This is a genomic window from Nonomuraea sp. MTCD27, from assembly GCF_041950495.1.
GTDB lineage: Bacteria > Actinomycetota > Actinomycetes > Streptosporangiales > Streptosporangiaceae > Nonomuraea.
The window spans coordinates 583,346-609,935 of sequence record NZ_JBGNUW010000001.1 but is presented as its reverse complement, the minus strand read 5'-3'; the positions used below and the strand labels follow the sequence as shown (position 1 = coordinate 609,935).

Below are 26,590 nucleotides of genomic sequence, written 5' to 3'. Positions count from 1 at the left end.
TCCCCGGATCAATCCAGCGGGTCCCAGGCGATGCCCTCGTAGTGGCCGAGCAGCCGAGCCACCAGCCCGGCGTCCTGCGGCAGCGGCACGCCGTCCACCGCGCCGACCGGCATCACGCCCCAGGAGTTGCACACGAACACCTGGTCGAACCCGGTCAGGTCGGCCACCTTCAGCGGGCGCCGCTCCTGCGGCACGTCCATGCGCTCCAGCAGCCGCATCGTGACCCCGCGCAACATCGGGGCGGCCGGCCAGACCAGCCGGCCGCCGGCGAAGCCGCCCAGGTTCGTGATCGAGCCCTCGCTGATCAGGCCGTCCTCGGTGGTGAGCAGCGCCTCGTCGAAGCCCTCGCGCCTGGCCGTCCGGTTGATGTGCGCCTGCTGGAAGCCGGCGGCCTGCTTGATGTGCGGCAGGTAACGCTGGTAGACGACGGACTTGACGCTCAGCGGCCCCTTGAGCGGCTCGTGGGGAGGGGCCGCCGAGGCGACGACGCGCGGCGGGTCGGCGTCGAAGACGTAGACCCGTACGCTCGCGTCCCGCAGGTCGTCGCCCAGCACGGTCCGGATCGAGGCGAGCACCGCGGACCGGTCGACCCCGCCGCCGAACAGCTCGCGGCTCGCCTGGTCCAGCCGCTCGAAATGCAGCCCGAGCCCGCGCACCCGGCGGTCTCTGACCTGCATGGCGGTGAAGTGCCCATAGCGCGACTCCAGCGCGAAGCGCGCGTCGCCGTCCATCAGCCTGCCCTCGATCGCGGCCCGCTCGACCACGGCCACCTCCTGTCGTCGCGGCCAGCCTACGAGATCAGTTCCGGTACACCGCGACCGCCCAGTCGACCGGCCGGTTGGTGTGCTCGCCCCAGAGCCCCATCCGCCCGGTGATGGTGACCTTCTTGCCCTTGGGCACCTCGAACTCGCTCATCGCCATCGGGTACGGGCCCTCCTTCCAGACTCCGCACATCGAGGTCGACGGGGACTTCGCGCCGTTGACCTGGTACGTGAACCACATCCGCGCGGCCAGGTCGCCCGAGCAGAGCTGGTCGATGCCGATCCTGCCGCCGGTGCTCACCACCTCCAGCTCGATGGTGGAGTCGTTCGGATAGACGCCGGTCGACATGGAGGCCAGCCGCTTGCCGCCCGCCCGGTCGGGGAAGGCATTGACCGGCTCCGGGGTGACCGGCCGGGAGGGCGGCGTCCACTCGTAGACGGCCAGGTCCCAGTCGGCCCTCTTCTCGGGGACTCGTACGCACGGCCCGCCCTTCTTCTTGACGACGCAGCCCCAGCCGGTGGTCGTCGTGTCGAACGTGAGCGTGACCCGCGTCGCGCCCGGCGGCACGATCAGCGGCTGCAGCTCCATCGTCTTCCGGCACGACAGGAACCCGCGGAGGCCGGTGTGGTTGCCGTCCACGAGGACCTTCGGCGCGCTCGCGCCGAACTCGCCGTCGCAGAGCCCGGCCACGTCCAGCGGCCTGCCGGAGACCGGGATCGTCACCGACGTCTTCTTGGCGCCGTCCGCCTCCAGCGCGGCCGTGGCCAGCCGGCGGTACTCGGTTCCGTCGGGCGCGGTGAAGCGCGGCGGGAGCTCCTTCGCCGTCGGGGTGGGCGCCAGCCGGGCCGCCGTCGTGGTCTCGCGGGCCGGGGGCGCGGCCGTCCCCGGCAGCAGGACCACGCCGGCCGCGACCGCCGCGACCAGCGCGGTGCCCGCCGCCGCCCGCCTGCGCAGGCGGGTCCTGCGGATGCGGGCGCGGACCTGGTCGTGGCGGCGGGGGTTCGCGGGGGAGGGGCCTTCGGCCCGCTCCCGCAGGACGTCACGCAGGTCTTGCACGGTCATCGGCGCAGCTCCTTCACGATCGACTCGTCCACTCGCAGCTTGGCCAGCGCCTTGGCGGTCTGGCTCTTGACCGTGCCCTCCTGGCAGCCCAGCAGCCGGGCCACCTCGTTCACCGGCAGGTCCTCGTAGAAGCGCAGCACGATCACCGCGCGCTGCCTGGCCGGCAGGCGGCCCACCGCCCGCCACAGCTCCTCGCGTCCGGCGTCCCACGGGTCGGGCGTGACGTCCTCGGGCAGGTCGTCGCTGGGCAGCTCCCTGCGCCAGCGCCGCCGCCACCAGGACGTGTACGTGGTCACGAGTACCTTGCGCACGTACGCCTCGGGCTCGTCGATGCCGTGCCAGGCGAACCACGCCTTGGCCAGCGACTCCTGCAGCAGGTCCTCCGCGACGCCCCAGTCCCGGGTCAGCAGGTACGCGGTGCGTAACAACCGATCCGACCGCGTCACCACGAAGTCCTGAAATATCGCTCTATCCGCCAACTTGAAGCGCCTCCTGTGAGAACCGGCTGACGGTAGTGACGCATCGACCGCCGAGCCAGGTTGCCCGGCCCCCGGCTACCCGGGGAAGGCTCCCGGCAGGCGGTCAGGGGCTCCGGGCTCGCGTGAGGGTGACGGTCAGGGGCTCCCGGCCCGCGCGACGGTGACGGTCAGGGGCTCTCGGCCCGCGTGACCGTGAACGGTGCCAGCTCGCCCAGCCCCCGTACCGACAGCCGGTTGACCTCGCGCAGCCGGAAGGCCCGGTCGCCCTCCAGCTCCTCGGCGAGCTGCGGATCGGCCAGGATCGTGCCCGGCAGGGACAGCGCGGTCAGCCTGCTGGCCAGGTTGACCGTGGTGCCGAACACGTCACCCATGCGCCAGATCACCGGCCCGGACGCCAGCCCCACCCGCAGCTCCGGCATGTCCCGGCCACGCGCGTGCGTCTCCACCAGCCGCAGCGCGATCTCCGCCGCCACGTGCGCCTTGTCGGTCACGAACAGCACCGAGTCGCCCAGCGTCTTGACCACCCGCCCGCCGGAGGAGGTCACGATGTCGGCCGAGCGCCCCTCGAACCGGTCGATCAGCCGCGCCAGCTCGCTCGCGGTGATCTGCCGGCTCAGCCGGGTGAAGGCGACCAGATCGGCGAACCCGACGGCCAGCCGCACGGCGCTCATGTCCTGGTCGGCGATGCGCCCGGCGGCGGCGGCGAGCTGGCGCTGCCAGGCGTAGACCAGCAGCCGCGCCAGGTCCGGCACCACCCGCTCGGCCCGCCTGCGCCAGGCCCTGGGCCGCTCCACCAGCGGCACGCCGGCCTGGTCGAGGGCCTCCACGCCCAGCTCGGCCTGCGACTCGGCCAGGCGGGTGGTGGCCCGGCCCAGCGAGCGGGCCATGAGCAGCACGTGCTCCTCGTCGTAGACGCCCGAGGTCACCATGCCGACCAGTGTCTTGAGCGCCTCGACGTCGGAGTCGGTGAACTCCACCGCGTCGTCGGGCACGTTGGCGAACCCCAGGGCACGCCAGAACCGCCGCGCGCGATAGACCGGCACCCCCGCCATCTCGGCGACCTGGTGACTGGTGTATCGGCGCGGCTCGCGCAGAAAGGCTTCCGCCAGCCCGTCCCCGTCCACGCGCGCCACCTCGGCAACATAACACCCTGTGGGCCAGGTCACTCCAGCAAGGCCCTTAGGGCACTTCTCTCACCTTCACTGACATACCCGGCGTAGTAGTCATACATCGCCTTTCTCGACAGCCGGGCCGCCAGCGGGCCGTCCCCGGCGCGGATGGCGGCGATGACCTCCTCGTGGTGCCGGATGCTCTCCCGCATCAGCGCCCGCCGGTCCGGCGCGCCCGCGATCCGCTCCGAGATCAGCTTCAGCACGATCGACCGGACCACGTCGGTGCAGATCTCGATGAGCTTGTTGCCGCTCGCGCGCACCACAGCGTCGTGGAAGGCCACGTCGGCCGCCCCGAAGGTCTCCTCGCCCGCGTCCACGGCCGCCCGCATGCCCTCGACCGCCGCGCCCATCTCGGCGAGCTGCTCCTCCGTGCGCAGGCGCGCGGCCAGCAGGATGGCCGCCGAGTCCAGCACCATCCTGAACTGCACCAGCTCGGCCAGCGACAGCTCGTCCACCCGGGCCAGCGTGGTCATCGACTTGTGTAATGCGGCGGGCGAGAACGGCAGCACCTCCGCCCCGTTGGGGTCCCCCGGCCGCGAGCGCACCAGGCCGCGGGCCTGCAGCACCCGCAGCGCCTCGCGTACGGTGGAGCGGCTGACCGAGAACTGCACCATCAGCTCGCGCTCACTCGGCAGCCGCTGCCCCGGTGAGAGAGCGCCGCTCTCGATGGCCTCCTCGACCTGCTCCACGACCCGCTCGTAAGCGCGTACGGTGCGCACCGGCTCGAAGCGCGGACCACCCATGCAAGCCCCCTTGACCCGAGCCATCGCCGACTGGCAATGTGCGTAGCCTACTGGTCCGACCAGTGCACTAGCCAGGAGGCTGTAAGGCATGAGGCGAATCGGAATCTTGATCGCCGCGGGCGGTCTCCTGCTGGCCACGGCGGCCTGCGGTGGCGGCGCGTCCGGCAACGGGAGCGGCGGCGCCGGCGGCACCCCCAAGGCCCAGTCGCTGTCGGTCGGTTTCGTGGCCGAGCCCGCGAACCTCGACTTCACCTCCACCGAAGGTGCCGCCATCCCGCAGGCGCTGCTCGTCAACGTCTACGAGGGCCTGGTCAAACTCGGCCAGGACGGCCAGATCGTGCCGCTGCTCGCCGAGAAGTGGGACGTCTCGGACGATCGCCGGACCTACACCTTCACCCTGCGCAAGAACGTCACGTTCACCAACGGCGCGCCGTTCACGGCCGACGACGTGGTGTTCTCGCTCGACCGGGTCAAGTCGGACTGGAAGCTCAAGATCAAGTCGCAGCTCGACGTCATCGACAAGGTGACGAAGAAGGACGACTCGACCGCCGTCGTCACGCTCGAGCAGCCGAGCAACGGCTTCCTCTACTCGATGGCCACCAGGCTCGGCGCCATGTTCAGCCGCACCGGCGTCTCCGATTTGGCCAACAAGCCCGTCGGCACGGGGCCGTACGTGCTGGGCTCGTGGCGGCGCGGCGACTCCATCCAGCTCAACGCCAACCCCTCCTACTGGGGCACGAAGCCGCCGCTGACGGCGATCACCCTGAAATACTTCAAGGACGCCACGGCGATGAACAACGCGCTGCTGACCGGCGGCATCGACGTCATCTCCAGCGTGCAGGCGCCCGAGTCGCTGCAGCAGTTCGCCGACCCCAACCGCTTCGAGACGATCGAGGGCACCACGAACGGCGAGGTGGTGCTGTCCATGAACAACGGCCGCCCGCCGTTCGACGACAAGAAGGTGCGGCAGGCCGTCCGGCACGCCATCGACCACAAGGCGCTGCTCGACACCGCCTGGGCCGGGCGCGGCCAGCTCATCGGCTCGATGGTGCCGCCCACCGACCCCTGGTACGAGGACCGCACCGGCGACTACCCGTACGACCCGGCCAAGGCCAAGGAGTTGCTCGGCGGCAAGACGTACGACGTCAAGATGCGCATCCCCAACCTGCCGTACGCGGTCAACAGCGCCCAGGTCGTCAAGTCGCAGCTCGCCCAGGTGGGGATCACGGCGGAGATCGAGCCGCTGGAGTTCCCGGCCCGCTGGCTGGACCAGGTGTTCACCAAGGGCGACTACGACCTCTCGCTCATCAACCACGTCGAGCCCCGGGATATGGGCATTTTTGCGGATAAATCGTACTACTTCCGCTACGACAACCCCGAGTTCGGCAAGCTGCTCGCCGCCGCCGACGCGGGCACCGAGCAGGAGCAGGCCGGCAACCTCAAGCAGGCCGCCAAGCTGCTGTCCGACGACGCCGCGGCCGACTGGCTCTTCCTCTTCCCGAACCTGATCGTGGCGAAGAAGGGCGTCACCGGGCTGCCGAAGAACGCCATCGCGGAGTCCTTCGACTTCACCGCGCTCGCCAAGCAGTGACGCTGTACTTCGTCAAACGGGCGGCGGTGCTGATCGCGAGCACCGCCGTGGCCGCGGTCGCGGTGTTCGCGTTCATGGCGCTGCTGCCCGGCGACCCGGCCGAGATCGCGCTCGGCGTCAACGCCACCCCCGAGGCGGTGGCCGAGCTGCGCCGGCAGTTCGGCACCGACCGGGCGCCGGTGGCGCAGTTCCTCGACTGGGCGGGCGGCCTCCTCCAGGGCGACTTCGGCACCTCGTACGTCACCAGCGCCCCCATCGGCCCGCAGATCGGCGACCGGCTCGGCGTCACGGCCGTGCTGGTGCTCGGCGGCATGGCCGTGGCGCTGGTGCTCGCGGTGCCGCTGGGGACGTTCGCGGCCGTGCACCACCGCGACCCACTCGGCGCGGCGATCAGCGCGGCCAGCCAGCTCGGCATCGCGATCCCCGCGTTCCTGGCCGGCATCCTGCTGGTGTTCGTGTTCGCGGTGCAGGCCCAGGCGCTGCCGTCCGGCGGCTACGTGCCGATCGCGGAGAATCCGGGGGAGTGGCTGCGCAGCCTGCTGCTGCCCTGGTTGTCGCTCGGCCTCGTCCAGGGCGCGGTGCTCACCCGCTACGTGCGCAGCGCCGTGCTCGACGTCATGCGCGAGGACTACCTGCGCACCGCCCGCGCCAAGGGCCGGGGCCGCACCGGCGCGCTGTGGCGGCACGGGCTGCGCAACGCCTCGATCCCCGTCGTCACCGTGCTCGGCCTGCAACTGGCCACGCTGCTGATCGGCGCGGTCGTGGTCGAGCGGGTCTTCGTCATCCCCGGGCTGGGCGACCTGCTGCTCAACGGCGTCGCCGGCCGTGACCTGCTGCTCGTCCAAGGCGTGGTGATGGTGCTGGTGGCGGCCGTACTGCTGATCAACTTCGTGGTGGACGTGCTCTACCACCTGCTCGACCCGAGGCTGCGATGAGAGGCCGGATGAACGCCGGGCTCCTCGTCGGCGGCGCGCTCGTCGGGCTCGTGGTGCTCGCGGCGGTGGCGTCGTTCTTCTGGACCCCGCACGACCCGACGCTCGTGGACGCCGCGCACCGGCTGCGCGAGCCCGGCGGCGGCTACCTCCTCGGGGCCGACAAGTTCGGCCGCGACACCTTCAGCCAGCTCATGGTCGGCGCCCGCACCACCCTCTACGTCGGCATCGTCGCGGTCGGCATCGCGGCCCTCATCGGCACCCCGCTCGGCGTGCTCGCCGGGATGACGCCGCGCGGCTGGCTCTCCGAGCTGGTCATGCGGGTCAACGACCTCGTCTTCGCCTTCCCCGCGCTGCTGCTGGCCGTCATGCTCGGCGCCGTCTACGGGCCCGGCACGCTCACCGCGATGATCGCGATCGGGGTGGCCACCGTGCCGGCGTTCGCCCGCGTGGCCCGCGCCGCCACGCTCCAGGTCATGGTGACCGACTACATCCTGGCCGCCAGGGCCGCCGGGCGGCGGCGCGCGGCGATCGCGGTGCGGCACGTGCTGCCGAACATCGGCTCCATGCTGATCGTGCAGGCGTCGGTGTCGTTCGCCATCGCGATCCTGGCCGAGGCGGCGCTGTCGTTCCTCGGCTTCGGCACCCGCCCGCCGATCCCGTCGTGGGGGCGGATGCTGCAGGAGTCGCAGGAGCTGCTGTTCTCCACCCCGCGCCTGGCCCTGTGGCCCGGCCTGGCGATCGCGCTGGCGGTGCTCGGCTTCAACCTCCTCGGCGACGGGCTGCGCGACTTCCTCGACCCCAAGCTCAGGAGGATCCGTGCTGAAGGTTGAGGACCTCACCGTGCGCGCCGGCCCGGTGGAGCTGGTCCGGGACGTGTCGTTCGGCATCGCGCCCGGCGAGCGGGTGGGGCTGATCGGCGAGTCGGGCTCCGGCAAGTCGCTGACCGCGCTGTCGCTCATGGGCCTGCTGCCCGAGGGCGTCACCGCGGCCGGCCGGGCCAGGCTGGCGGACCGCGACCTGGTCGGCGTGCCGGAGAGCCGGATCAAGGACCTGCGCGGCCGCGACCTGTCCATGGTGTTCCAGGAGCCCATGACCGCGCTCAACCCGCTCATGCGGATCGGCGCCCAGGTCGCCGAGGTCATGACCCTGCACGGCCGCTCCCGCCAGGAGGCCCGCGAGCGGTCCCTGGAGCTGCTCGGCCGGGTCCGCCTGCCCGAGCCCGCCCAGATCGCCCGCGCGTACCCGCACCAGCTCTCCGGCGGCCAGCGCCAGCGCGTCATGCTCGCCATCGCCCTGGCCAACGAGCCCCGGTTGCTCATCTGCGACGAGCCCACGACCGCGCTCGACGTCACGGTGCAGAAGCAGATGCTGGAGCTGATCGCCGAGGTGGCCCCCGCGCTGCTGTTCATCACCCACGACCTCGCCGTCGTCGCCTCCGTCTGCGAGCGCGTCCTGGTCATGTACGGCGGCCGCGTCGTCGAGTCCGGCCCCATCCGCGAGGTCTTCACCCGCCCCCGCCACCGCTACACGCAGGGCCTGCTGGCCGCCTCCCGGCTCACCCCGCGCGGCACCCGCCTGCCCACCATCAAGGGCAGCGTGCCCCCGGCCGGGCGGTTCCCCGGCGGCTGCGTGTTCAGGAACCGCTGCCCGCACGCCACCCCCGCGTGCGAGACCGTGCCGGAGCTGACAGGAGACGGACATGCCTACGCATGCTGGCACCCCGCCCACTGAGGCCCCGCTGATCGAGGTGCGGGAGCTGAGCCGCGTCTACCACCGCCCCCGCACCTCCCTCACCCGGCCGGGCGGCGCCGTCCACGCCCTGCGCGACGTCTCGCTGACCGTACGGCGCGGTGAGCGGTACGGCGTCGTCGGCGAGTCCGGCTCCGGCAAGTCCACCCTGCTGCGCCTCCTCTGCGCCCTCGACCAGCCCACCGGCGGTTCGATCCGCTTCGACGGCCAGGAGATCACCGGCCTGCCGGAGCGGCGCCTGCGCTTCCTGCGCGAGAACCTCCAGATCGTCTTCCAGGACCCGATGAGCTCGCTCGACCCCCGCATGCGCGTGCGCGACCTCGTCGCCGAGCCGCTGGCCGCCCTCGGCCTGCCGGCCGGGAACCGGGTCGCGGAGCTGCTGGAGGCGGTCGGGCTGCCGGCCGAGGCGGCCGACCGGTACCCGCACCAGTTCTCCGGCGGGCAGCGGCAGCGCATCGCCATCGCCCGCGCGCTCGCGCCCCGGCCGAAGGTGCTGGTCGCCGACGAGCCGGTGAGCGCGCTGGATGTCTCCGTACGCGGGCAGATACTCAACCTGCTGGCCGACCTCGTCGACGAGCTGGGGCTCACGCTCGTGTTCGTCTCGCACGACCTGTCCGTGGTGCGGCACGTGTGCGAGACGGTCGCGGTCATGAGCCGGGGCGAGATCGTGGAGACCGGGCCGGTGGACGACGTCTGGGCGGCGCCCGCCCACCCGTACACGCAGGAGCTGCTGCGGGCCGTACCGACTCTGGAGGGATTCCTGTGATCGACGTCGATGCCGATGGAGTGGTGGAGTTCACGCAGGCGCTCGTGCGGATCCCCAGCACCAACGACCCGGCGCGCGGCCGCAGCGAGCGGCCCGCCGCCGAGCTCGTCGAGGCGAGGATGCGGGAGTGGGGCTGGGAACCGGTCGTGTACGAGGCCGCGCCCGGCCGGCCGAACGTGGTCGCCGTCGTCGAGGGCGGCGGCGCCGGGCCGACGCTGATGTTCGAGGGCCACACGGACGTGGTGACCGAGGGCGACCTGTCCACCTGGACCGTGGACCCGTTCGGCGGGGAGATCCGCGACGGCAGGCTGTGGGGGCGGGGCAGCGCCGACATGAAGTCCGGCCTGGCCGCCACCCTGTACGCCACCCGCGCCCTGCAGCTCGCCGGCCCCTTCCCCGGGCGGATCAAGGTCTGCGCGCTGGCCGACGAGGAGGGCCTCATGATCGGCGCGCACCACTTCGTCTCCTCGGGCCTCACCTCCGGCGTGGACGGCGCGATCGTGGCCGAGCCGGAGGCGGGCGAGATCTGCGCCGTCGCCAAGGGAGCCCTGCGGCTGCGGGTGGACCTCACCGGCAAGATGGCGCACGGGGCGATGCCGCAGCACGGCCGCAACCCGATCCAGGCCGCCGGATCCCTGCTGGTGGCGCTGCGGTCGCTGCAGCAGGAGCTGCAGGACCGGCACCCGGCGCACGAGCACCTCGGCGAGGTGTACGTGACCCCGACCGTGCTCCGGGCCGGCACCGAGGAGCAGGTCAACGTGATCCCGGCGGTCGCCTCCCTCTTCGTCGACGTGCGCACGATCCCCGGCGTCGAGCACAAGGAGATCGCCGACCGGGTGGCCGCCCTCGCCGGCTTCGACGGGATCGCCGCCGAGGTGTCGGTGCTGGTGGACCGGCCGCCGGTGGACGTGCCCGTGACCGACCCGGTCGTGGCCGCGCTGGCCGCCGCCCACCGGGCGGTGACGGGGGAGGAGCCGGTGTACGGCGGGGTGCCGGGCTCGACGGACGGGACCGTGCTGACGCATTGGGGCGGCATCCCGTCGGTGGTCTACGGGCCCGGCGGGAAGTGGATCGCCCACCAGGCGGACGAGTTCGTCGAGGTCGAGGAGATCGTGCGGTGTACCCGGGTGTTCGCCGAGGCGGCCCGGCGGTTCCTGAACGGCGACTTCTGATGCGGCTGCCGATGCGGCCGGGGGCCACCAACTCGCTGGTGGACGTGGCGGGGCTGCGGGTGGGGCACGCCCGGCGGGTCGGAGGCGGGCACCGTACCGGGACGACCGTCGTCCTCGCGCCGCCGGACGGGGCCGTGGCCGGGGTGGACGTGCGGGGCGCCGCGCCCGGGACGCGGGAGACGGAGCTGCTCGACCCGCGCAACCTGGTGGAGCGGGTGCACGCCGTGGTGCTCTCCGGCGGGAGCGCGTTCGGGCTGGGAGCGGCCTGCGGCGTGATGGACCGGCTCGCCGACGCCGGGGCGGGCTATCCGGTGGCGGGCGGCGCGGTCCCGATCGTCCCGGCCGCCGTCATCTTCGACCTGGGCCGCGGCGGCACCTTCCGCGCCGTCCCCGACGCCACCCTGGGCGCCGCCGCCTACGACGCCGCCACAGGCAGCCCGCCCCCTCTCCTGCCGTCCGGGCCCGAGGTCTTTCGGAGGGACGGCTCCTCCGGCGAGGCCCCCGCGGCCCCCGACGGCGCGAAGCCCTCCGTCCCCGCCGCGGGCGGTGTGCCCGCTTCCCCCTCCCTCGAAGGGGCGCCGGCCCCGGACGGCGGCGGGCGGTTCACGCAGGCGACCGCGCCCCCGACGGTGAGCGGGTCCGTCGGGGCGGGGACCGGGGCGGTGGCGGGCGGGCTGGCCGGCGGCGTGGGCACGGCGAGCGCCGTGCTGCCCGACGGCTCCACGGTCGCCGTGCTGGCCGTCGTCAACGCCGCGGGCTCCGTCCTCGACCCCCGCGACGCCACCCTGGCGGGCACCAGGTACGGCCTCCCCGGCGAGTTCGACCACCTCGGGCCCCCTTCCCCCGAGGAGGCCGCGGCCTGGAACCCGGACCGGACCCCCGCCTTCAACACCACCATCGGCGTCGTCGCCACCGACCTCACCCTCACCAAGGCCCAGTGCGGCAAGCTGGCGGCGGTCGCCCACGACGGCCTGGCCAGGGCCATCAGACCGGCCCACACCATGACCGACGGCGACACCGTCTTCGGCCTGGCCACCTGCGCCCGCCCCGCCCCCGGTCACGACGCCTTCCAGGACGTGCTGGCGGCCGCGGCCGACGTGTTCAGCCGTGCCGTCGCCCACGCCGTCCTGGCCGCCACCGGCCGCGAGGGCGCGCCCGCCTACCTCGACGTCTTCCCCAGCGCCCTCCGGAGCCGGCCATGACACCAGCCCCCGACCTGCCCCGCGACCTCCCCACCGGCCTGCCGATCGGCGACGGCTGGACGAGGACCGCGGCCACCACGGACGTGATCTTCCCCTACGACGGGTCCCGGGTCGCCGAGGCCCCGCTGGGTACGGCGGCGCACGCCCGCCAGGCCCTCGACGAGGCCCTCGCCGCGGCCCCCGCCATGGCGGCGCTGCCCTCGCACGCCCGCCGCGCCGCCCTCATGCGGACCCATGACGCGCTGGCGGCCAGGCGGGAGGAGTTCGAGCGGCTCCTCGTCCTCGAGACCGGCAAGCCGCTGGTGGACTGCCGGGTGGAGGTGGCCAGGACGCTCGTCACGCTGGCCACGGCCGCCGAGGAGGTCGCCCGGCTGCACGGCGAGACCGTGCCGCTCGACCTGCTGCCCTCCGGCGAGGGGCTGATCGGCTTCTGGACGCGCCGGCCCATCGGCGTCGTCGTCGGCATCACGGGCTTCAACTACCCCCTGCTCCTGGCCGCGCACAAGATCGCACCGGCGGTGGCGGCCGGCTGCCCGGTGATCGTCAAGCCCGCCCCGGCGACCCCGCTGGCCACGCTCCGGCTGGTGGGCCTCCTGCGCGATACCGGCGCCCTGCCCCCGGCCGGCGTGCAGCTCGTCACCGGCGACGTCGAGGTGGGCCGGACGCTGGTGGAGGACCGGCGGATCGGCGCGGTCTCGTTCACCGGCTCGGCCGCCGCCGGCCACGCCATCGCGCGCGCCGCCGCCCCCACCAAGGTGCTGCTGGAGCTCGGCTCGAACGCGGCGCTCGTGGTGGCGGCCGACGCCGACCTCGGGGCGGCCGCGGACGCGGTCGTGCGCGGCGGCTACTACGCCTCCGGCCAGGCGTGCATCTCGGTGCAGAGGGTGCTGGTCGAGGAGCCCGTACGCGAGGAGTTCGGGTCCCTGCTGGCCGGACGCGTCAAGAACGTCACCGTCGGCGACCCGCGCCTGCCCGGCACCCGTGTCGCCCCGCTCATCGACGAGGCGGCCACCGACCGCGTGCTGGAGTGGATCGCCGCGTCCGGGGCCCGCGTGCTCGCGGGCGGGCACCGCGACGGCCGGGCCATCGCGCCGACGGTGCTGGACGGCGTGCCGGACGGCGCCACGGCCTGGGACGAGGAGATCTTCGGGCCCGTCGTGTGCGTCCGGCCGGTGCCCGACCTCGACGCCGCCTTCACGGCGGTCAACCGGTCGCGGTACGGCCTGCACGCGGCGGTGTTCACCCGCTCGCTCGCCACGGCGTTCGCGGCGATCGAGCGCATCGAGGCCGGTGGGGTCGTGGTCAACGACGTGCCGGGGTTCAGGGCGGACAACATGCCGTACGGGGGTGTCAAGGACTCGGGGTCCGGCCGCGAAGGGCCCCGGTTCGCCATCGAGGAGCTCACCGTGACCAGGATGGCCATCATCCGGCCGTGACTCCGCACGACCGTGCCGGCCGCCCGTGAGCCCCGGAGGGCACCACGGACGACCGGCACGGCTCACCCGATGACCGGGCTTCCGGTCACATGAAGGGATTCGTTACAGCTCGGCGCGGATCTCGCGCAGGTGGTGCCGGATCACCGGTGCGCTGTCGCGCGCCAGGTCCTTCACCCGAGCGGAGTGCCCGCGCCGCAGCTCCCGCTGCCCCAGCCAGAGCGCGTGTTCGTGCGCATCGGCCTGCAGGCGCAGCCAGGCGCGGTCGAAACGCGGACCGGACCTGGCAACCACCGCGCGCAGGTCGTCCCGCTGCGCGGCGCTGGGGGAGGTGGGAAGGCGGACGTCGAGCCGGTCGGCGACCCCGCGCAGCCGCGCGTCCAGCCTGCGGTGATCGCGGATCAGCCGCCAGGCGATGCCGCGGACATCCCTGTCACGCGACTCGCGCAACGCGGCCTTCGCGGCCGCGATCTCGGCGAGGTGGCCCCTGTGCGCCGCCCTCAGGTACGCCCTGTCCTGAGCGGGTACGCGCAGTGCCCAGCCGGTCTCGCTGACGGCGGCGCTCGGCGCGGCCGTCCCCGGGGTCTGGGCCTGAGCGGCGGGGGCGATGGTCAGCGCCAGCACGGCCGCGATGCCCGCGGGTGCTAACTTCCGTGCTGTTCTCATGGGTCCCTCCTTTCCTGGGACCCGTGCCCGCTGCCCAATCCGGGCCGAGGTATTCAGGTTGATTCGGGCGGCTCAATTCGGCGGGTCGTAGCGGCCGTCCACGGCGGTCCAGCCGCCGTCCACGTACAGCACGGAGCCGGTCACGAAGCTCGCCGCGTCGCTCGCCAGGTAGACCACCGCGCCGGCCATCTCCTCGGCCGCCGCCCACCGGCCGAGCGCGCTCTTGGCGGCGTACGCGGCGTACCAGCCGGGATTGTCCTTGATCTGCCTGGTCAGCGGCGTCTCCACCACCCCCGGCGCGATCGCGTTCACCCGCACCCCGCTCGGCCCGAACTCCGCCGCCGCCGTACGCAGCAACTGCACCAGCCCCGCCTTCGTGGCCGAGTAGACGCTTTGCCCCGGCTCGGTGACCGAGGCCCGGATCGAGGCGAACCCGATGATCGACCCGCGTCCCCGTTCGACCATGCCCGCCCCGAACGCGCGCACCACGTCGAACGAGGCCCGCAGGTTCAGCCCCACGACCCGGTCGAACTCCTCGCCGGAGTAGTCGAGCAGGCGCTTGCGCACGTTCGTGGCCGCCGTGAACACCAGCACGTCGGCCGGCTCCTCCGCGGCCAGCGCGCGCACCGCCCCCTCGTCCAGCACGTCGACCAGCCGGGCGGTTCCGCCGCAGCCGGCCGCGGTCTCCGTCGCGGCCGGCAGGTCGCGGTCGGCGCAGACCACGGAGGCCCCGTGGGCGGCCAGCGCCAGCGCCGCCTCCCTGCCGATCCCGCTCCCTGCGCCGATCACCACGGCCCGCCGCCCGTCCAGGCGGAACAGCGCGTCATATCCCATAGCAGGCACCCTAGCGACTGGTCCGACCAGTACACCAGGTCCGCGTGGGCCGCTTCAGTGCCGGTCGCGGGCGGCCTCCCAGCCGGAGCGCAGCAGCTCGTACTCGACCTCGCCGTGCTCCGAACCCTCGATGGCCTCGAACCCCTCCAGGTGGAACGTACGGACCAGCCGCAGCCCGCACTTCTCCATCACCCGCCGCGACCCGAGGTTGACCGCCATCGTCTGGGCGAACACCCGGCGGGCGCCCAGCTCCGCGAACGCCTTGTCGATCAGCGCGAGCGACCCCTCCGTCGCGACCCCCCTGCCCCACGCCGCCTTGTGCAGCCGGTAGCCCAGCTCGGGCTCCTCGTCCGATCCGTTCTCGGCCGGTCGCAGGTGGAACCAGCCGAGGAACGCGCCCGACGGCTTCTCCAGGGCCGCGAAGAACCCGCCGGCGACGAACCTGGGCAGGGTCCGCTCGACGATCGTCTCCCGCGGCGTCGGCTGGCCGCCGTTGAGGTAGCGCATGACCTCGGGGTCGTTGTGCAGGGCGAACAGGTGGTCCTCGTCGGACTCGGTGAAGCGGCGCAGGATCAGCCGCTCGGTCTCCAGGTAAACGCGCACCGGGGCACGGTAGCCGACGCGGCGGACGTTCTCGACGGGTTTTCGGCCATCAGCGGGCCGTCAGCGACTCCGACAGCTCGCGCAGCCGGGCCCGGGCCCCGGGGTCGTAGGCCTGCTCCAGCGCCTGCGCGGGCCGCGTGCCGTCGAAGAAGCGCCCGGACACCTCGTCCAGCGCGGGGTCGGTGACCAGCCGCGAGGTCGCCTCCACGCCCTCGCTCAGCTCGCTCGCGGGCGTGGCCACGACCATCTTGGTCGGCATGTACGTCGCCGGGTGCAGCGCGTTCGCGGTGACCCCGGTGCCCGCCAGCTCCTCGGCCAGGTCCACGGTGAACATCACCTGGGCCAGCTTGCTCTGGCAGTACGCGCGTACCCCGCTGTAGTCCTTGACCAGCATCACGTCGTCGAAGTCGATCGGCGCCTGGCCCAGGCTGCTGACGTTCACGATCCTGGACGGGGCCGCCGACCGCAGCACCGGCAGCAGCAGCCGGGTGAGCAGGAACCCGGCCAGGTAGTTGACCGCGAACCTGAGCTCGTGCCCGTCCGCGCTCTCCTGACGCGCCCCGCCGCCCGGCACGGTCGTCCCGATGCCCGCGTTGTTGACCAGCGTGTCGAGCCCCTTGTGCTCGGCGGCGACGGCCGCGGCCAGCTCGCGCACCTGGTCGATTGAGGCCAGATCCGCGCGGTACCAGTGCAGCCGGGCTCCCGGCACGCGCGCGCGGATCTCCTCCATCGTGGCCTGCCCGCGCCCGTCGTCCCGGCCGTGCACCAGGACGGTCGCGCCCCGGCCCGCGAGGTCGGCGGCCAGCGCCCGGCCGAGACCGTCGGTCGCGCCCGTGACCAGGATCGTCCGCTGCTCCATGGGACGCATGCCCACCTCCACTCCGGCTCTCCCGAACCTCCACCCCGGCCCTCCCGATCCGACGCTACCCCGTCCGCCGTGCGGAATCCGGCCCGCTGCTACCCTCCCGTCCCGGGCCGTCGCTACTGAGAGGTGCACATTGGTCGATCTGAGCTTCGACATCGCGGGCGAGCTGCGGGTGCGGCGCCTGGGCTACGGCACGGGACAGCTCACCGGGCACGGCTACTGGGGGCCGCGGCTGGAGCCGGAGCAGGCGGTGCGCGTGCTGCGCCGCGCCGTGGAGCGCGGGGTCACGCTCGTCGACACCGCCGACAACTACGGCCCCGACCTGGCGGAGGAGCTGGTGGCGCGGGCGCTGCACCCGTACGCGGAGGGGGTCGTGGTGGCGACCAAGGGCGGCGTCGTGCGTACGGGGCCGAACGTCTGGCACGTCGCCGGGCGGCCCGAGCGGCTGCGGGCCATGTGCGAGGCCAGCCTGCGCCGCCTCAGAACGGAGACCATCGACCTCTACCAGCTCCACCGGCTGGACCCGGAGGTGCCCTTGGCCGACCAGCTCGGCACCCTGGCCGAGCTGCGGCGGGAGGGCAAGATCCGGCACATCGGCCTCGACACGGTCACGGCCGGCGAGCTGCGGCGGGCGCTGGAGGTGACGGAGATCGCCTCGGTGCAGAACCGCTACAACGTCCTGGACCGGGAGTCCGAGCCGGTGCTGCGGCTGTGCGAGGAGCGCGGGCTGGCCTTCCTGCCGTGGTTCCCCCTCGGCAACGGCTCCCTGACCACCGCCACCACCGCAACCGCCACCACCACCACTGCGGCGACCGGAGCCGGCGGGGCCACCGGCGGGCCCGGGGACGGCGCGCGCCCGGCAGGTGGCGCGGCGGGCCTGGCGGAGGTGGCGCGGCGGCACGGGGCGAGCGCCGGGCAGGTGGCGCTGGCCTGGCTCCTGCACATCTCGCCGGTCACCCTGCCGACCCCCGGCACGGGCTCGCTCACCCACCTGGAGGAGAACCTCGATGCGGCGGCCATCGAGCTCACCCCGGAGGACCTGTCCGCCCTGGACGCGCTCGCCTGAACCCGCCCGCCACGACGGAACGGCCCGGGGCGTGGCGGCGAGGTTGTGTCCGGCGACCCGCCCGGTTCGCCGGACTTGTAAGGCGGCTTGCGAAAGATCTGTAAGGCGCCTTACGATTTGCGCATGGTCAACACGGAACGGCCTCCGTACGAAGAGCTGGAGGCACGCTTCGGCGCCCCCGTCGGTGTGGAGGAGGCGCGCGCCCGCTGGGGCGCCCTCGTGCACGCCGCCAGGAGCGGCACGGTCACGCTGATCACCCGCGAGCGCTGGGAGTGGGCCGCGCTGGTCCCGCTGCCGGAGGTGTCCGGGGTGCTGAGCGGCCTGCCGGTGCTGTCGCTGTCAACGGCCCGCTCCAAGCTCGGCGACCTCGTCCGCCAGACCGCCGGCCCGTACGACGAGGGCCCCGTGCTGCTGACCCGCCACCGCACCCCGGTCGCCGCCCTGATCGCGGCCCGTCGCCTCCTCGACCGGCCCGCTGCCCGGCGCCGCGCGACCGCCGAGGACCTGCTGTCGCAGGGGCACACCATCTCCCTCGTCCGTGGCCCGGCGGACGGGGTCGTCGCCGTCGCCCGCGACCGCGACGGCAAGGAGATCGCGGCCGGCTCGGGCGCCGACATCGCCGCGGCCCTGGTGTCGCTGATGGAGTGATCAGGCCGTTCCGGTCGGTTCGACCAGGGCGTCGGGGCCGGGGAAGACCAGCTGCTCGTGGCCGTCGTCGAAGCGGACGAGGTAGGGCGGCGACCCGGCGGCGCCGCGTACCTCGAGGATCTCGCCCTTCCTGGACGCCTGACCGACGACGGCGCCGCGGATGATCAACATATCACCGACATTCGCCTGCATGGTGGACTTCCTCTCGGCTGGGCTGTGGCGACTTCGTGGTGCCCTCCCACAGTGCACCAGCCCGGCCCTCCCGGGAAGCCGGTGAGCCCCTCCGGCGGGCGTCAGCGGGGCTCGCGCCGGTAGGGGGCCGTGTCGTCCGGCTCGGTGGGGCTCGCGAACCGGAACGGCACCCCGAACCGCTCCGCCAGCGCCCGCCCGGCCGCCCCGGCCTCCTCCGCCTCCGGCCACGGCGGCACCTGGCCGTTGAACACCCGCAGGTCGCCGCCGTGGCGCACCTGCGCCAGGCGGTGCTCGGCGCGCGGCCCGGCGGTGACGGCCAGCAGCTCGATCATCCAGCCGAACGAGTCACCGTCCCACACGGCCTCGATCGCCTCCAGCCGGCCGGGCAGCGCCGCGATCGTGGCGGACAGCGCGTCGAGGTCGAGGGGCGGGGAAGGCCACGGGTCGAGGCTCTGCCCGAGGGCGGCGGCCCGCCAGGTCACGGTGTCCAGACACTCGTACAGGCCGGGGCCCCTCTGGTACGGGCCGGTCTGCGGCTCGGTCATGCCGGGGCCCGGTCCGGCCGGTCCGGCCTGCGCCAGGCCCTCCCGCACGGCCTGGATCGCCTGCAGCATGCGGCCGTCCCGGATCAGGGCGTCCACGCGGTCGCGCACGCCGCCGGGCAGGGAACTCCACAGCGGGTCGTCCATCGATCACACTCCTCCGAGGTCGCCCCAGCAGTACACACGGGAGCGGCGGGCGCGGTCCATGCCGTTGTACACGTCCCGGCCGCACGGACGCGCCGGGGGAACCTGGCCGCTCCGGGGCTCGCCGCCCGCGATTCGCTAGCGTGCCGCCGGCGCGTACACGTGGTCGAGCCCGAGCGGCGGCGCCGGCGGCAGCGGCTCGGCGTGCTCGGCCCGGAAGGACTGCAGCAGGTACGCCACCAGCCGCCGCGACCCGGCCGCCGCCACCTCCCCGGGCTCGGCCGCGATGGCGTTGCCGGCCTTGAGCAGCAGCACCAGGTCCGCGAGCTCGAAGTCGGCGCGCAGCTGCCCGGCGTCCTTGGCCCGCCGCACCACCTCGGCGAAGCAGAGCTCGGCCCGCCCCCGGAGACGCTCGAAGTCGACCGCCTCCGGGAACGCCGTCAGGAACGCCGCCGTGAACCCCCGGTCGGCGAGCTGCATCGCGCACACCTTTTCGATCGCCGTGCGGAACGCCCGCCACGGGTCCGGATCGGCCATCGCCTCCTCCACCGCCGCCCCGCAGGCATCGAGCTGGTCGGCGAACACCTCCGTGACCAGCGACTCCCGCGACGGGAAGCGCCGGTAGAGCGTCGCCACCCCGACGCCCGCGCGGCGCGCGATCGCCGCCATCGGCACGTCGAGCCCGCGCGTGGCGAACGCCTCCCGCGCGGCGTCGAGGATGCGGTCGCGGTTGTGCCGCGCGTCCGCGCGCAGTCCGGCGGCCGCCGGGGGAGGCGCTATCCGAGAGGGATGACCAGGCATGTTTCTCACATTAGCGTAAGTGGACGGCCCCATCCGCTTAGCGCGCTAGCGTCACTGGCAGGAACTCTGCAAGAGGGGATGAAAAGGACAGTGAGTGACATGCGCGCGGCCCTCTACAACCGGTACGGGCCCCCTGAGGTGCTGTACGAGGGCATCGTGCCCAAGCCGGTCCCCGGCCCCGGTGAGGTGCTGGTGCGCGTGCACGCCACCAGCGTCAACGGCGGCGAGCTGCACGGCCGGGCGGGCCGGGTCCGGCTGGTGACCGGGCTGGTGGAGCGGGGCTTCCCGAAGCGTACGGGCGTCGACTTCGCCGGCGAGGTCGTCGCCCTCGGCCCCGGCGCGTCCGGCCCGGCGGTGGGCGACCGGGTGTGGGGGCTGCTGGGCCGCTCGTTCGGCAGCGCGGCCGAGTTCGTGGCCGTCCGGCCCCGCCGGCTGTCCCGTGTCCCGGCCGGGCTCGACCTGGCCGAGGCCGCGGCGCTGCCCGCCGTGGGCACGACGGCGATCACGGCGCTGCGTGACAAGGCCGCGCTCGCGGCGGGCGAGCGGCTGCTCGTCCGCGGCGCGGCCGGCGGCGTCGGCAGCGTCGCCGTCCAGCTCGGCAAGGCCATGGGCGCCTACGTCACCGCGCTCGCCGGGGCCCGGAACCTGGAGCTCGTCCGCGGCCTCGGCGCCGACGAGGTCCTCGACTACGCCACCACCGGCCCGGCCGGCCTGGGCGCGTTCGACGTGGTCCTGGACACCGTCGGCACCGCCCACCCCGCCTACCGCCGCCTCCTGACGCCGGGCGGCCGCATGGTGGCGATCGCCTTCGACCTCAAGCGCGCCGCGGCGTCCCTGTCGTACGTCGCCGCCTCCGCCGTGTTCGGCCGGCGGCGCGTGCGCTTCTTCAGCGGCAACCCCACCCATCGCCTCCTCGCCGACCTCGCCCGGTACGTGGAGACCGGCGCGATCCGGCCGGTCGTCGACACGGTGTTCCCGCTCGCCGGCATCGCCGAGGCGCACCGGGCCCTGGAGTCCGGGGGCGTGCGCGGCAAGATCGTCGTCCGGGTCGGCTGATCCCCTGATCGTTGACGCGGCCGCGGGCGCTGCCTAAACTCATCACATAATGAATTAGGAGCGTCGCCATGCGCAGAACACCCGCAGCCGTCGTCAGCGCAGCCTTCTTCGCCGCCGCCCCCGGAACCGTCGCCGTGCTCGTCCCGTACTGGATCAGCGGCTGGCGGATGCGCGGCCCCTTCCCGGACCCGGTCATGATCCCGCTCAGGGCACTCGGCGCGATCCTCGTGCTGGCGGGGCTGGCCGTGCTGGTCGACGCGTTCGTCAGGTTCGTGCTGGAGGGGCTGGGCACGCCGATCCCGGTCGCGCCGCCCGACCGGCTGGTGATCGGCGGGCTCTACCGGTACGTCCGCAACCCCATGTACGTCGCCGTCTTCGCCGCCGTCCTGGGCCAGGCCATGATCTTCGGCGATCCCTGGATCCTGGTCTACGCCGCCGTCCTGGCGATCCCGGTCTACTCCTTCGTCCGCTGGTACGAGGAGCCGGACCTGCGCCGGCGCTTCGGCGCCGACTATGACGCCTACCGCTCCCATGTGCCGGGATGGTGGCCGAGAGTGCACCCGTACCAACCGTGAGTCCCGAGAAAATTGGGGCCCCATGTCGGGAGCGGTTTGACTCCTAGTGAGGAACTATGGTCGTCTCGTGACCTATGTTTCTGATGGGATGAATTAGATAGGTCCGGGGGAGAACGCTTCATGCCGCACGCCCTCCTGCGCGTGCTCGCTTCGACATCCATCGCCGGCACGGTCCTCGTGGCCCTGCCGCCTACCGCCGGAGCGCAGTCCCAGCCCGTACCGGCACAGGCCCGGACCGCGCAGGCGGGTCCCGCGCAGGTGCGGCCCGTGCCCGCCGTCCAGGAGCCGCCGGCCGCCGTCGTGACCGTCCCGCAGCGGCCCTCGCTCGCCCTGCGGGCGACCGGGGACGAGAAGGTCGGGCCGGACGCGCCCGAGGTGACCACCCCGGCCGGGCCGGGGCTCATCGACGAGATCATCGCGGGCGCCGCCGCCGTACAGGAGGAGCAGGGGCTGGGCAGGCAGGCGCCCGACCCCGCCGACCTGCTGCCGGACACCACCCGGGCCGAGACGCTGGGCCTGGTCAAGCCGCTGGCCGCGATCGCGAAGTCGTTCGAGGGGCTGGGGAAGGCCATGCCGGGGATGACGTACCGGCTGTGCGTCGAGAGCGCCGACGTGCCGGTCTCCTGCTCGATCCGGCAGCCCGTCGGCGTGCCGGTGGCCGCCGACGTGACCGGCGACGCCCTCCCCGACCTGGCGGCCGACCTGGTGCCCGCCGCGAGCCCCGCCGAGGGCGCGATAGGGCTGGGGTTCGCCGTCAGGCGGCTCTCCCGCGAGAACCTCAAGGCCCAGGTCTGGGCCGAGTACGACGGCAAGGTCTCGGTCGGCTTCGACGGCCTGCGCCGAGGGGCGTCGCTGTCGGCCTCCGACTGGGGCACGTTCACCGTGGACCTGGCCGGCAAGCGGGTCAGGGCCACGGTCAAGCGCAAGGAGCCGGGCGAGTCCGCCGCCCTGGTGGCCGCGCTGACCGGGCGCAGCGCCGTGAGCCTGCGCCAGACGCCCGCCACCGAAGAGCTCACCGTGAACGCCGCCCTCGACTCCCGCTCGCTGGACGTCGCCGCCTCCGCGCCCGCCAGGCTGGAGGCGCTCGCCGTGACCGGCCGCCGCCTCACCCACGCCGTGCTCGACCGCGTGCCCGCCCGCGCCGAGGTGCGGCTGGCGGGCGGCGAGATCAGCTTCACCAGCCCCTCCTCCATCGGCCGCGCCCAGGTGGACGACCTCGACTACCGCGACGGCCGCCTGGCCAGGGTGACCCGGGTCGGGCTGCGGCGCGTGCCGCCGTCCTTCACCGCCAGGTACGGCACCGCCAACGGCGAGCAGAGCCTGTCCGTCGCCGCCGGGTCCGGCCGCTCGCGCTCCGGCGCCGCGAGCCTGCTGTACTTCGACCGGGCCGCCGGCAAGACCGTGCTGAAGGCCGAGCTGAGCGAGCTGCCCGCCAGGGTGCGGCTGGTCAACGACCTGGCCGAGCACCGCGTCACGCACACGACCAGCTCGCCCATCGGCAGGTTCGCGGTGGTGCTGCAGCGCAACGAGGGCGCCATCTCCAGCCCGCGCGGCGGGCACGTCACCATGATCAAGGACGGCGCCGCGGTGGGGGTGTCGGGGCTGCTGTCGGGGCTGTCCGGGTTCGACGTCACGTACGGGGCCGCGCCGCACGCCCACCTGGAGGTGGACTCCAGCGGCCGGTCGTTCGTGGGCGCGGCCAGCATCGACCGCACCCACGTGGCCCGCCTGGAGATCTCCAACACCCCCGCCAAGGTGGACGTCACGCTCGACCCCGCCGCCAGGAAGGCCGTCTACCAGGCCAGCGGCGTGATCGACAAGCTCCGCGCCGCCTACACGAACCTCCGCTCGGGCCCCACGATCGACGGCACCGTGCTCGGCGTGCACGACGACGTGACGGCGTCGTGGGAGCTCGGCGAGCGCACGACCGTCAAGGTCGCGACGTCCTCGACGTTGGAGCAGGTGCGGATTTATGCCAATAAAGCGCACGTGACCAGCACGGCGGGGGCCGCGTCGCCAGGGGCCTCGGGCGCGTCAGGAGCGGCATCGGGGACGCCGTCAGGGTCGGCGTCGGGGTCGGCGTCGGGCGCGGGCGAGGACGTGCGCGCCACCGTCGAGGGCGTGCGCGAGCGGGCCGAGCTGGTGACCGACGCCAGGGCCGGAACCCTGACCTGGACCTCGGACGCGCCGGTCGAGAAGGTGTCGGCGCTGGCCAGGGTCAAGCTGGGCGACCGGTACGCCAGGGCCGCCGCCGAGGTCACCGGCGTGCCGGCCAGGTTCGACGCCTCCTGGGACGCCGCCGCGTACCGCTTCCGCGGCCTGTCGGGGCCGGTGGGGTCGGCGGCGCTGGCGTTCACCAACCACGACGGCGCCACGTCGCCCGCCGGGCCGCACCTGGCGGCCCACTACGACCAGGCCACCGGCGACCTGGACGCCAGCGTGCTGGTCAAGGGGCTGTCGAACGTCGAGTTCAGCCCCGCCGCGCAGGGGTTCACCGCCGACTTCCGCTCGGCCAGGCAGACCCTCGCCGTGGACGCCGACGTCACGCAGAGCGACACGCGGTTCGGCCTGATCGGCACGCTCGGCCCGGTGCCCGGCCGGCTGGCCGTCTCCTCGGCCGACGGCAAGCTCACCTACTCCGGCTCCCGCCTGGACGTGCGCGCCCGCGCCTGGCTCGGCAAGACCGCGGCGCTCGACCGCATGCGCGCCGCGCCGGCCGTTCCGGGCGGCGTGTCGCTGGTGGACGGCGGCTGCGCCGCCGGGTCGCCGGGCTGCGCGCCGGGCCCCTTCTGCACGCCGCAGCGCGGGTGCTTCGGGCTGCAGGGGTACCTGGACGTGACCGGGCTGCCCGACCAGGTCACCGTGGACCTGACCGGCAAGACGTTCGCGTTCTCCGGATTCGCCCCCGAGCGCCGCAGCCTGGGCGTGTACCTGGCCAGCAGCGTCCTGTCACCCGTGCCGATCAAGGCCAGGGCCACGCTGACCGGCCTGCCCTCCAAGATCACCAGCATGGCGCTGGGGCCGTTCGGCGTGGGGCAGGGGAACGCGGTGCAGGCGTCGTACCGGATCGAGCCGGCCGCCACGCTGGGCACGCTCGACGTGTGGGCCGAGGCGGGCGGGCTGCGCGGCCACGTCGCCATCGACCCGGTCCCCGCGGCGGTGGCCGTCCAGGCGACGTACGGGGCCAGGACCCGCATCCGGGTGACCAACTCCGCGGTCGTCAAGAACCTCACCACCAAGGTCACCCTGGCCGGGAAGGGCACCGGGGAGCTGCGCCTCTCCGACGTGCCCGCCGTCTTCGGGGTGGACGCCGACGCCTCGGCCGCCGGGCTGAGCGTGCCGGCCGTCACGTACAAGGCGGTGGGCGGCGCCAGCACCCTTGACGGCCACCTCGGCGTGGAGGGCGGCCTGGTGGACCCGTCCGGCCGGCTCGGGGACGTGTCGTTCGCGGTCAAGGACCTGGCCGCCGACACCACCGTCCGGCTGAACCCCGACCAGTCGCTCGACCTGGTCTCCAAGCCGGTCCCCACGGGGCGCGTCACGCTGCGCGCGGGGCTCAGGGTGGATCCCGTCGCGGCGCAGGGCATCGCGGTGAGCAAGGAGGTCCCGTACACGACCGGCTTCCTCACCTACCACGTCGGCGGCCGGTTCGGGCTCGGGAAGAGCGCGATCGAGAACGTCGCGCTGTCGGTCCAGCGCGTGTCGTGGCTGCGGATCCGGCCGGGCAAGGTCCCGTTCGGGCTGAAGGCGCCCCCGGCCCTGGGGTACGTCGCCCCCGGCTTCGAGGGGGACTACGGGACCCTCAAGATCGCCGCCAAGGGCGTGGACCTGCGGCCCGACGTCAGCCTGGACCTCAAGCTGAGCCGGGGGATCGGCAGCGACGTGTTCCACGAGTCCGTCCGGATCGGCCCGGTCACCTCGCTCGCCCTGCGCCGCTACGACCAGCGGATGCGCCGCATCGGGGCCAAGCAGGAGATCAAGGCGGCGGGGATCGGCCTGGCGTGCGTGACGGTGGACGCCAAACCCGGCTTCGCGGCCGGCGCGGGCACCAACTCCATCACGCTGCGCGGGGCCGACGGGCCGCAGATGGTGTCCCTGCTGGACCCGGGCGGGCAGGTGCCGGACTATGCGGTGGACCTGCTGACGCACTTCATGAGCCCGTTCCCGGGGGCGGACTGGAAGGTGGCGGGCACCAGGGCGGGCTCCTGCGCCTCGGACGGCACCGCACCGCGATCGGAGTCCCGGTGAGCCTGTTCCCGCCGGAGAGGCGGGCTACCGGGGGCCGCGGTAGCCCGGCGGGGGCTGCTCGCCCTCGTACGGGGCCACCGGGCGGTCCGTGAGGAACGCCCGCAGCACCCCGAGGTAGGCGGCGCCGCGGTCGTCCCCGACGTAGGTGAGGCGGGCGCCGGGCAGCGCGCGCCGGTAGCCGGTGGCGGCCGACCAGCTCTGGGCGTCGCACGGACCCTTGACGATCAGCACGGGCGCCGTCACGCCGGCCAGGTCGCGGCGCAGCGACGCCGGGGCCGGCCGCCCCGACAGGGCGACATAGCCACCTCCCCCCACCGGGCCGGCCGTGCCGCCCGGGGACGGGCACGGGGACGGGGATCGGCGGCGCAGGAGGGTGAGGTGGGCGTCCAGGCCCGGGTCGCCCGCGAACGCGTGGGCCGCCGCCGGGTCCACCTCCAGGAGCGTGGAGACCGCCAGCGTGCGCGGGTCGGGCAGCCCTCCGGCGCCGAGAGGCCCGAGGAAGGCCGCGGCGGTCTCCGGGCGGCCGGCCCCGCGTCCCGGTGAGAGTCCGTCCGGGGAGTACAGGACCGTCCTGGCCACCCGGTCCGGATGTGCGGCCAGGTACGCGGCCGCCACCTGCGCCCCATGCCCCCGGGCCACCAGGTTCAGCCGCTCGGCGCCGACGGCCAGCCGGATGGCCTCCAGGTCCGCCACGTCCCGTGCCAGACCGTACCCCCGGGGGTCGGCCAGCCGCGCCGAGCGACCCGCGCCGAGCTGGTCGTAGACGTAGACCCGGAAACCGTCCGCCGCCAGCCGCCCGTAGAACGCCGAGTCCCCGGCCAGGTCGCCCACTCCGGGGCCGCCGTGCAGGAACACCACCGGCTCCGGCCGGGTGACCCGCTTCGGCGCCACCCGTACGTACGCCAGCTCCGACCCCGTGGACAGCCGCCACGACCGCTGCCCGGCCACCTTCGACGGCGCGCCGAACGGCGCGGCCGGCTCCAGCGTGGCCACGGAGACCTGCCAGATCACCGCCGCCGCCACGCCCAGCACCACCAGCGCGCGTAACCAGCGCCCCCACGCCACCACCGGCCGGGGCACGCACAGCAGCAGCCCGAGGAAGAACACCGAGCCGAACACCGCCAGCCCCGCCACCGTGAACACCGCCGGCCGCGCGCCCACCATCGCCGTCCCGGCCAGCGCGGCCAGCCCCAGGACCGGCGACAGGGCCAGCACCCCGGCACCCGCCACCGCACGTCCGGCCAGCCTGGCGAAAGAAGCCACGGAAGGGACGCTAGTGCACGC

Annotated in this window: 26 protein-coding genes; 13 read left to right on the top strand and 13 right to left on the bottom strand. The window is 74.0% G+C overall.

Going from position 1 to position 26,590, the window contains the following annotated elements:
• Positions 1-8 precede the first annotated feature (8 nt).
• The 5 genes from ACBJ59_RS02855 to ACBJ59_RS02835 all read right to left on the bottom strand — a co-directional run bounded on the left by ACBJ59_RS02855 (position 9) and on the right by ACBJ59_RS02835 (position 4,218).
• Entirely contained in the window at positions 9-764 is a 756-nt protein-coding gene (locus ACBJ59_RS02855) for an aminotransferase class IV (protein WP_375108584.1), read from the bottom strand.
• 34 nt (positions 765-798) lie between these two features.
• Positions 799-1,824 (bottom strand): hypothetical protein, encoded by a 1,026-nt coding sequence (locus tag ACBJ59_RS02850; RefSeq protein ID WP_375108583.1) that lies wholly within the window; start codon positions 1,822-1,824, stop codon positions 799-801.
• On the bottom strand, positions 1,821-2,303 hold the full coding sequence (locus tag ACBJ59_RS02845) for a SigE family RNA polymerase sigma factor (protein WP_375108582.1): 483 nt from the start codon (positions 2,301-2,303) through the stop codon (positions 1,821-1,823). Before ACBJ59_RS02845 ends, ACBJ59_RS02850 begins: the two co-directional genes overlap by 4 nt.
• Positions 2,304-2,470: 167 nt before the next feature.
• Entirely contained in the window at positions 2,471-3,436 is a 966-nt protein-coding gene (locus ACBJ59_RS02840; RefSeq protein ID WP_375108581.1) for an adenylate/guanylate cyclase domain-containing protein, read from the bottom strand.
• A gap of 29 nt (positions 3,437-3,465) precedes the next feature.
• The gene (locus ACBJ59_RS02835) at positions 3,466-4,218 is read right to left on the bottom strand and encodes a FadR/GntR family transcriptional regulator (protein WP_375108580.1); all 753 of its coding nucleotides are present in this window, start codon (positions 4,216-4,218) and stop codon (positions 3,466-3,468) included.
• 88 nt (positions 4,219-4,306) lie between these two features.
• Here ACBJ59_RS02835 and ACBJ59_RS02830 point away from each other — a divergent pair, with 88 nt between their 5' ends.
• From ACBJ59_RS02830 to ACBJ59_RS02795, 8 genes are read left to right on the top strand one after another with little or no spacing between them, the layout of a single operon-like run.
• Positions 4,307-5,809, top strand: a complete 1,503-nt coding sequence (locus ACBJ59_RS02830) for an ABC transporter substrate-binding protein (protein WP_375108579.1) — start codon at positions 4,307-4,309, stop codon at positions 5,807-5,809.
• On the top strand, positions 5,806-6,744 hold the full coding sequence (locus ACBJ59_RS02825) for an ABC transporter permease (protein WP_375108578.1): 939 nt from the start codon (positions 5,806-5,808) through the stop codon (positions 6,742-6,744). Before ACBJ59_RS02830 ends, ACBJ59_RS02825 begins: the two co-directional genes overlap by 4 nt.
• A gap of 8 nt (positions 6,745-6,752) precedes the next feature.
• Positions 6,753-7,574 (top strand): ABC transporter permease, encoded by an 822-nt coding sequence (locus tag ACBJ59_RS02820; protein WP_364126504.1) that lies wholly within the window; start codon positions 6,753-6,755, stop codon positions 7,572-7,574.
• Complete coding sequence (locus tag ACBJ59_RS02815) at positions 7,561-8,475, top strand: ABC transporter ATP-binding protein (RefSeq protein WP_375108577.1); 915 nt, start codon at positions 7,561-7,563, stop codon at positions 8,473-8,475. The genes ACBJ59_RS02820 and ACBJ59_RS02815 overlap by 14 nt, the downstream gene beginning before the upstream one ends.
• The gene (locus ACBJ59_RS02810) at positions 8,444-9,259 is read left to right on the top strand and encodes an ATP-binding cassette domain-containing protein (RefSeq protein ID WP_375108576.1); all 816 of its coding nucleotides are present in this window, start codon (positions 8,444-8,446) and stop codon (positions 9,257-9,259) included. The genes ACBJ59_RS02815 and ACBJ59_RS02810 overlap by 32 nt, the downstream gene beginning before the upstream one ends.
• Complete coding sequence (locus tag ACBJ59_RS02805) at positions 9,256-10,431, top strand: M20 family metallopeptidase (RefSeq protein WP_375108575.1); 1,176 nt, start codon at positions 9,256-9,258, stop codon at positions 10,429-10,431. Before ACBJ59_RS02810 ends, ACBJ59_RS02805 begins: the two co-directional genes overlap by 4 nt.
• Complete coding sequence (locus ACBJ59_RS02800; protein ID WP_375108574.1) at positions 10,431-11,633, top strand: P1 family peptidase; 1,203 nt, start codon at positions 10,431-10,433, stop codon at positions 11,631-11,633. The genes ACBJ59_RS02805 and ACBJ59_RS02800 overlap by 1 nt, the downstream gene beginning before the upstream one ends.
• Positions 11,630-13,069 carry an aldehyde dehydrogenase family protein gene (locus ACBJ59_RS02795; RefSeq protein ID WP_375108573.1) on the top strand — a complete coding sequence of 480 codons (1,440 nt, stop codon included), beginning with the start codon at positions 11,630-11,632 and terminating at the stop codon, positions 13,067-13,069. Before ACBJ59_RS02800 ends, ACBJ59_RS02795 begins: the two co-directional genes overlap by 4 nt.
• A gap of 102 nt (positions 13,070-13,171) precedes the next feature.
• Here the strand turns inward: ACBJ59_RS02795 and ACBJ59_RS02790 are convergent, their stop codons facing one another.
• From ACBJ59_RS02790 to ACBJ59_RS02775, 4 genes are all read right to left on the bottom strand, one after another.
• A complete protein-coding gene (locus ACBJ59_RS02790; RefSeq protein WP_375108572.1) occupies positions 13,172-13,732 on the bottom strand; it encodes a DUF4142 domain-containing protein in 561 nt (186 codons plus the stop codon).
• Positions 13,733-13,804: 72 nt separating this feature from the next.
• Entirely contained in the window at positions 13,805-14,566 is a 762-nt protein-coding gene (locus ACBJ59_RS02785; protein WP_375108571.1) for an SDR family NAD(P)-dependent oxidoreductase, read from the bottom strand.
• 54 nt (positions 14,567-14,620) lie between these two features.
• Complete coding sequence (locus tag ACBJ59_RS02780) at positions 14,621-15,169, bottom strand: GNAT family N-acetyltransferase (protein ID WP_375108570.1); 549 nt, start codon at positions 15,167-15,169, stop codon at positions 14,621-14,623.
• A 49-nt stretch (positions 15,170-15,218) separates the two neighbouring features.
• Entirely contained in the window at positions 15,219-16,037 is an 819-nt protein-coding gene (locus ACBJ59_RS02775; RefSeq protein ID WP_375108569.1) for an SDR family NAD(P)-dependent oxidoreductase, read from the bottom strand.
• 130 nt (positions 16,038-16,167) lie between these two features.
• Between ACBJ59_RS02775 and ACBJ59_RS02770 the strand changes: the two genes are divergently transcribed.
• Complete coding sequence (locus tag ACBJ59_RS02770; protein ID WP_375108568.1) at positions 16,168-17,100, top strand: aldo/keto reductase; 933 nt, start codon at positions 16,168-16,170, stop codon at positions 17,098-17,100.
• Positions 17,101-17,223: 123 nt separating this feature from the next.
• The gene (locus ACBJ59_RS02765) at positions 17,224-17,748 is read left to right on the top strand and encodes a type II toxin-antitoxin system prevent-host-death family antitoxin (RefSeq protein ID WP_375108567.1); all 525 of its coding nucleotides are present in this window, start codon (positions 17,224-17,226) and stop codon (positions 17,746-17,748) included.
• Here the strand turns inward: ACBJ59_RS02765 and ACBJ59_RS02760 are convergent, their stop codons facing one another.
• From ACBJ59_RS02760 to ACBJ59_RS02750, 3 genes are all read right to left on the bottom strand, one after another.
• Positions 17,749-17,940, bottom strand: coding sequence for a DUF1918 domain-containing protein (locus tag ACBJ59_RS02760; protein WP_375108566.1), 192 nt, complete (start codon positions 17,938-17,940; stop codon positions 17,749-17,751).
• Positions 17,941-18,041: 101 nt separating this feature from the next.
• Complete coding sequence (locus ACBJ59_RS02755) at positions 18,042-18,629, bottom strand: hypothetical protein (RefSeq protein ID WP_375108565.1); 588 nt, start codon at positions 18,627-18,629, stop codon at positions 18,042-18,044.
• 135 nt (positions 18,630-18,764) lie between these two features.
• Complete coding sequence (locus tag ACBJ59_RS02750; protein WP_375108564.1) at positions 18,765-19,427, bottom strand: TetR/AcrR family transcriptional regulator; 663 nt, start codon at positions 19,425-19,427, stop codon at positions 18,765-18,767.
• A gap of 99 nt (positions 19,428-19,526) precedes the next feature.
• On the opposite strand from ACBJ59_RS02750, the gene ACBJ59_RS02745 reads away from it, so the two are divergent.
• The 3 genes from ACBJ59_RS02745 (at position 19,527) to ACBJ59_RS02735 (ending at position 25,306) form a co-directional block, all read left to right on the top strand.
• Positions 19,527-20,483 (top strand): NAD(P)-dependent alcohol dehydrogenase, encoded by a 957-nt coding sequence (locus ACBJ59_RS02745; protein WP_375108563.1) that lies wholly within the window; start codon positions 19,527-19,529, stop codon positions 20,481-20,483.
• Positions 20,484-20,551: 68 nt separating this feature from the next.
• On the top strand, positions 20,552-21,058 hold the full coding sequence (locus ACBJ59_RS02740) for a methyltransferase family protein (protein ID WP_375108562.1): 507 nt from the start codon (positions 20,552-20,554) through the stop codon (positions 21,056-21,058).
• 120 nt (positions 21,059-21,178) lie between these two features.
• A complete protein-coding gene (locus tag ACBJ59_RS02735) occupies positions 21,179-25,306 on the top strand; it encodes a hypothetical protein (RefSeq protein WP_375108561.1) in 4,128 nt (1,375 codons plus the stop codon).
• Positions 25,307-25,330: 24 nt separating this feature from the next.
• Here the strand turns inward: ACBJ59_RS02735 and ACBJ59_RS02730 are convergent, their stop codons facing one another.
• Positions 25,331-26,569, bottom strand: a complete 1,239-nt coding sequence (locus tag ACBJ59_RS02730; protein ID WP_375108560.1) for an alpha/beta fold hydrolase — start codon at positions 26,567-26,569, stop codon at positions 25,331-25,333.
• Positions 26,570-26,590: the final 21 nt, after the last annotated feature.

What these genes read in the sequence shown, in the direction of transcription:
- ACBJ59_RS02795 (WP_375108573.1), top strand. Translation starts at nt 11,630, where the DNA reads ATGACACCAGCCCCCGACCTGCCCCGCGACCTCCCCACCGGCCTGCCG.
- ACBJ59_RS02800 (WP_375108574.1), top strand. Translation starts at nt 10,431, where the DNA reads ATGCGGCTGCCGATGCGGCCGGGGGCCACCAACTCGCTGGTGGACGTG.
- ACBJ59_RS02835 (WP_375108580.1), bottom strand. Translation starts at nt 4,218, where the DNA reads ATGGGTGGTCCGCGCTTCGAGCCGGTGCGCACCGTACGCGCTTACGAG.
- ACBJ59_RS02785 (WP_375108571.1), bottom strand. Translation starts at nt 14,566, where the DNA reads ATGGGATATGACGCGCTGTTCCGCCTGGACGGGCGGCGGGCCGTGGTG.
- ACBJ59_RS02735 (WP_375108561.1), top strand. Translation starts at nt 21,179, where the DNA reads ATGCCGCACGCCCTCCTGCGCGTGCTCGCTTCGACATCCATCGCCGGC.
- ACBJ59_RS02775 (WP_375108569.1), bottom strand. Translation starts at nt 16,037, where the DNA reads ATGCGTCCCATGGAGCAGCGGACGATCCTGGTCACGGGCGCGACCGAC.
- ACBJ59_RS02760 (WP_375108566.1), bottom strand. Translation starts at nt 17,940, where the DNA reads ATGCAGGCGAATGTCGGTGATATGTTGATCATCCGCGGCGCCGTCGTC.
- ACBJ59_RS02850 (WP_375108583.1), bottom strand. Translation starts at nt 1,824, where the DNA reads ATGACCGTGCAAGACCTGCGTGACGTCCTGCGGGAGCGGGCCGAAGGC.
- ACBJ59_RS02745 (WP_375108563.1), top strand. Translation starts at nt 19,527, where the DNA reads ATGCGCGCGGCCCTCTACAACCGGTACGGGCCCCCTGAGGTGCTGTAC.
- ACBJ59_RS02810 (WP_375108576.1), top strand. Translation starts at nt 8,444, where the DNA reads ATGCCTACGCATGCTGGCACCCCGCCCACTGAGGCCCCGCTGATCGAG.
- ACBJ59_RS02755 (WP_375108565.1), bottom strand. Translation starts at nt 18,629, where the DNA reads ATGGACGACCCGCTGTGGAGTTCCCTGCCCGGCGGCGTGCGCGACCGC.
- ACBJ59_RS02750 (WP_375108564.1), bottom strand. Translation starts at nt 19,427, where the DNA reads ATGCCTGGTCATCCCTCTCGGATAGCGCCTCCCCCGGCGGCCGCCGGA.
- ACBJ59_RS02790 (WP_375108572.1), bottom strand. Translation starts at nt 13,732, where the DNA reads ATGAGAACAGCACGGAAGTTAGCACCCGCGGGCATCGCGGCCGTGCTG.
- ACBJ59_RS02740 (WP_375108562.1), top strand. Translation starts at nt 20,552, where the DNA reads ATGCGCAGAACACCCGCAGCCGTCGTCAGCGCAGCCTTCTTCGCCGCC.
- ACBJ59_RS02765 (WP_375108567.1), top strand. Translation starts at nt 17,224, where the DNA reads ATGGTCAACACGGAACGGCCTCCGTACGAAGAGCTGGAGGCACGCTTC.
- ACBJ59_RS02820 (WP_364126504.1), top strand. Translation starts at nt 6,753, where the DNA reads ATGAACGCCGGGCTCCTCGTCGGCGGCGCGCTCGTCGGGCTCGTGGTG.
- ACBJ59_RS02830 (WP_375108579.1), top strand. Translation starts at nt 4,307, where the DNA reads ATGAGGCGAATCGGAATCTTGATCGCCGCGGGCGGTCTCCTGCTGGCC.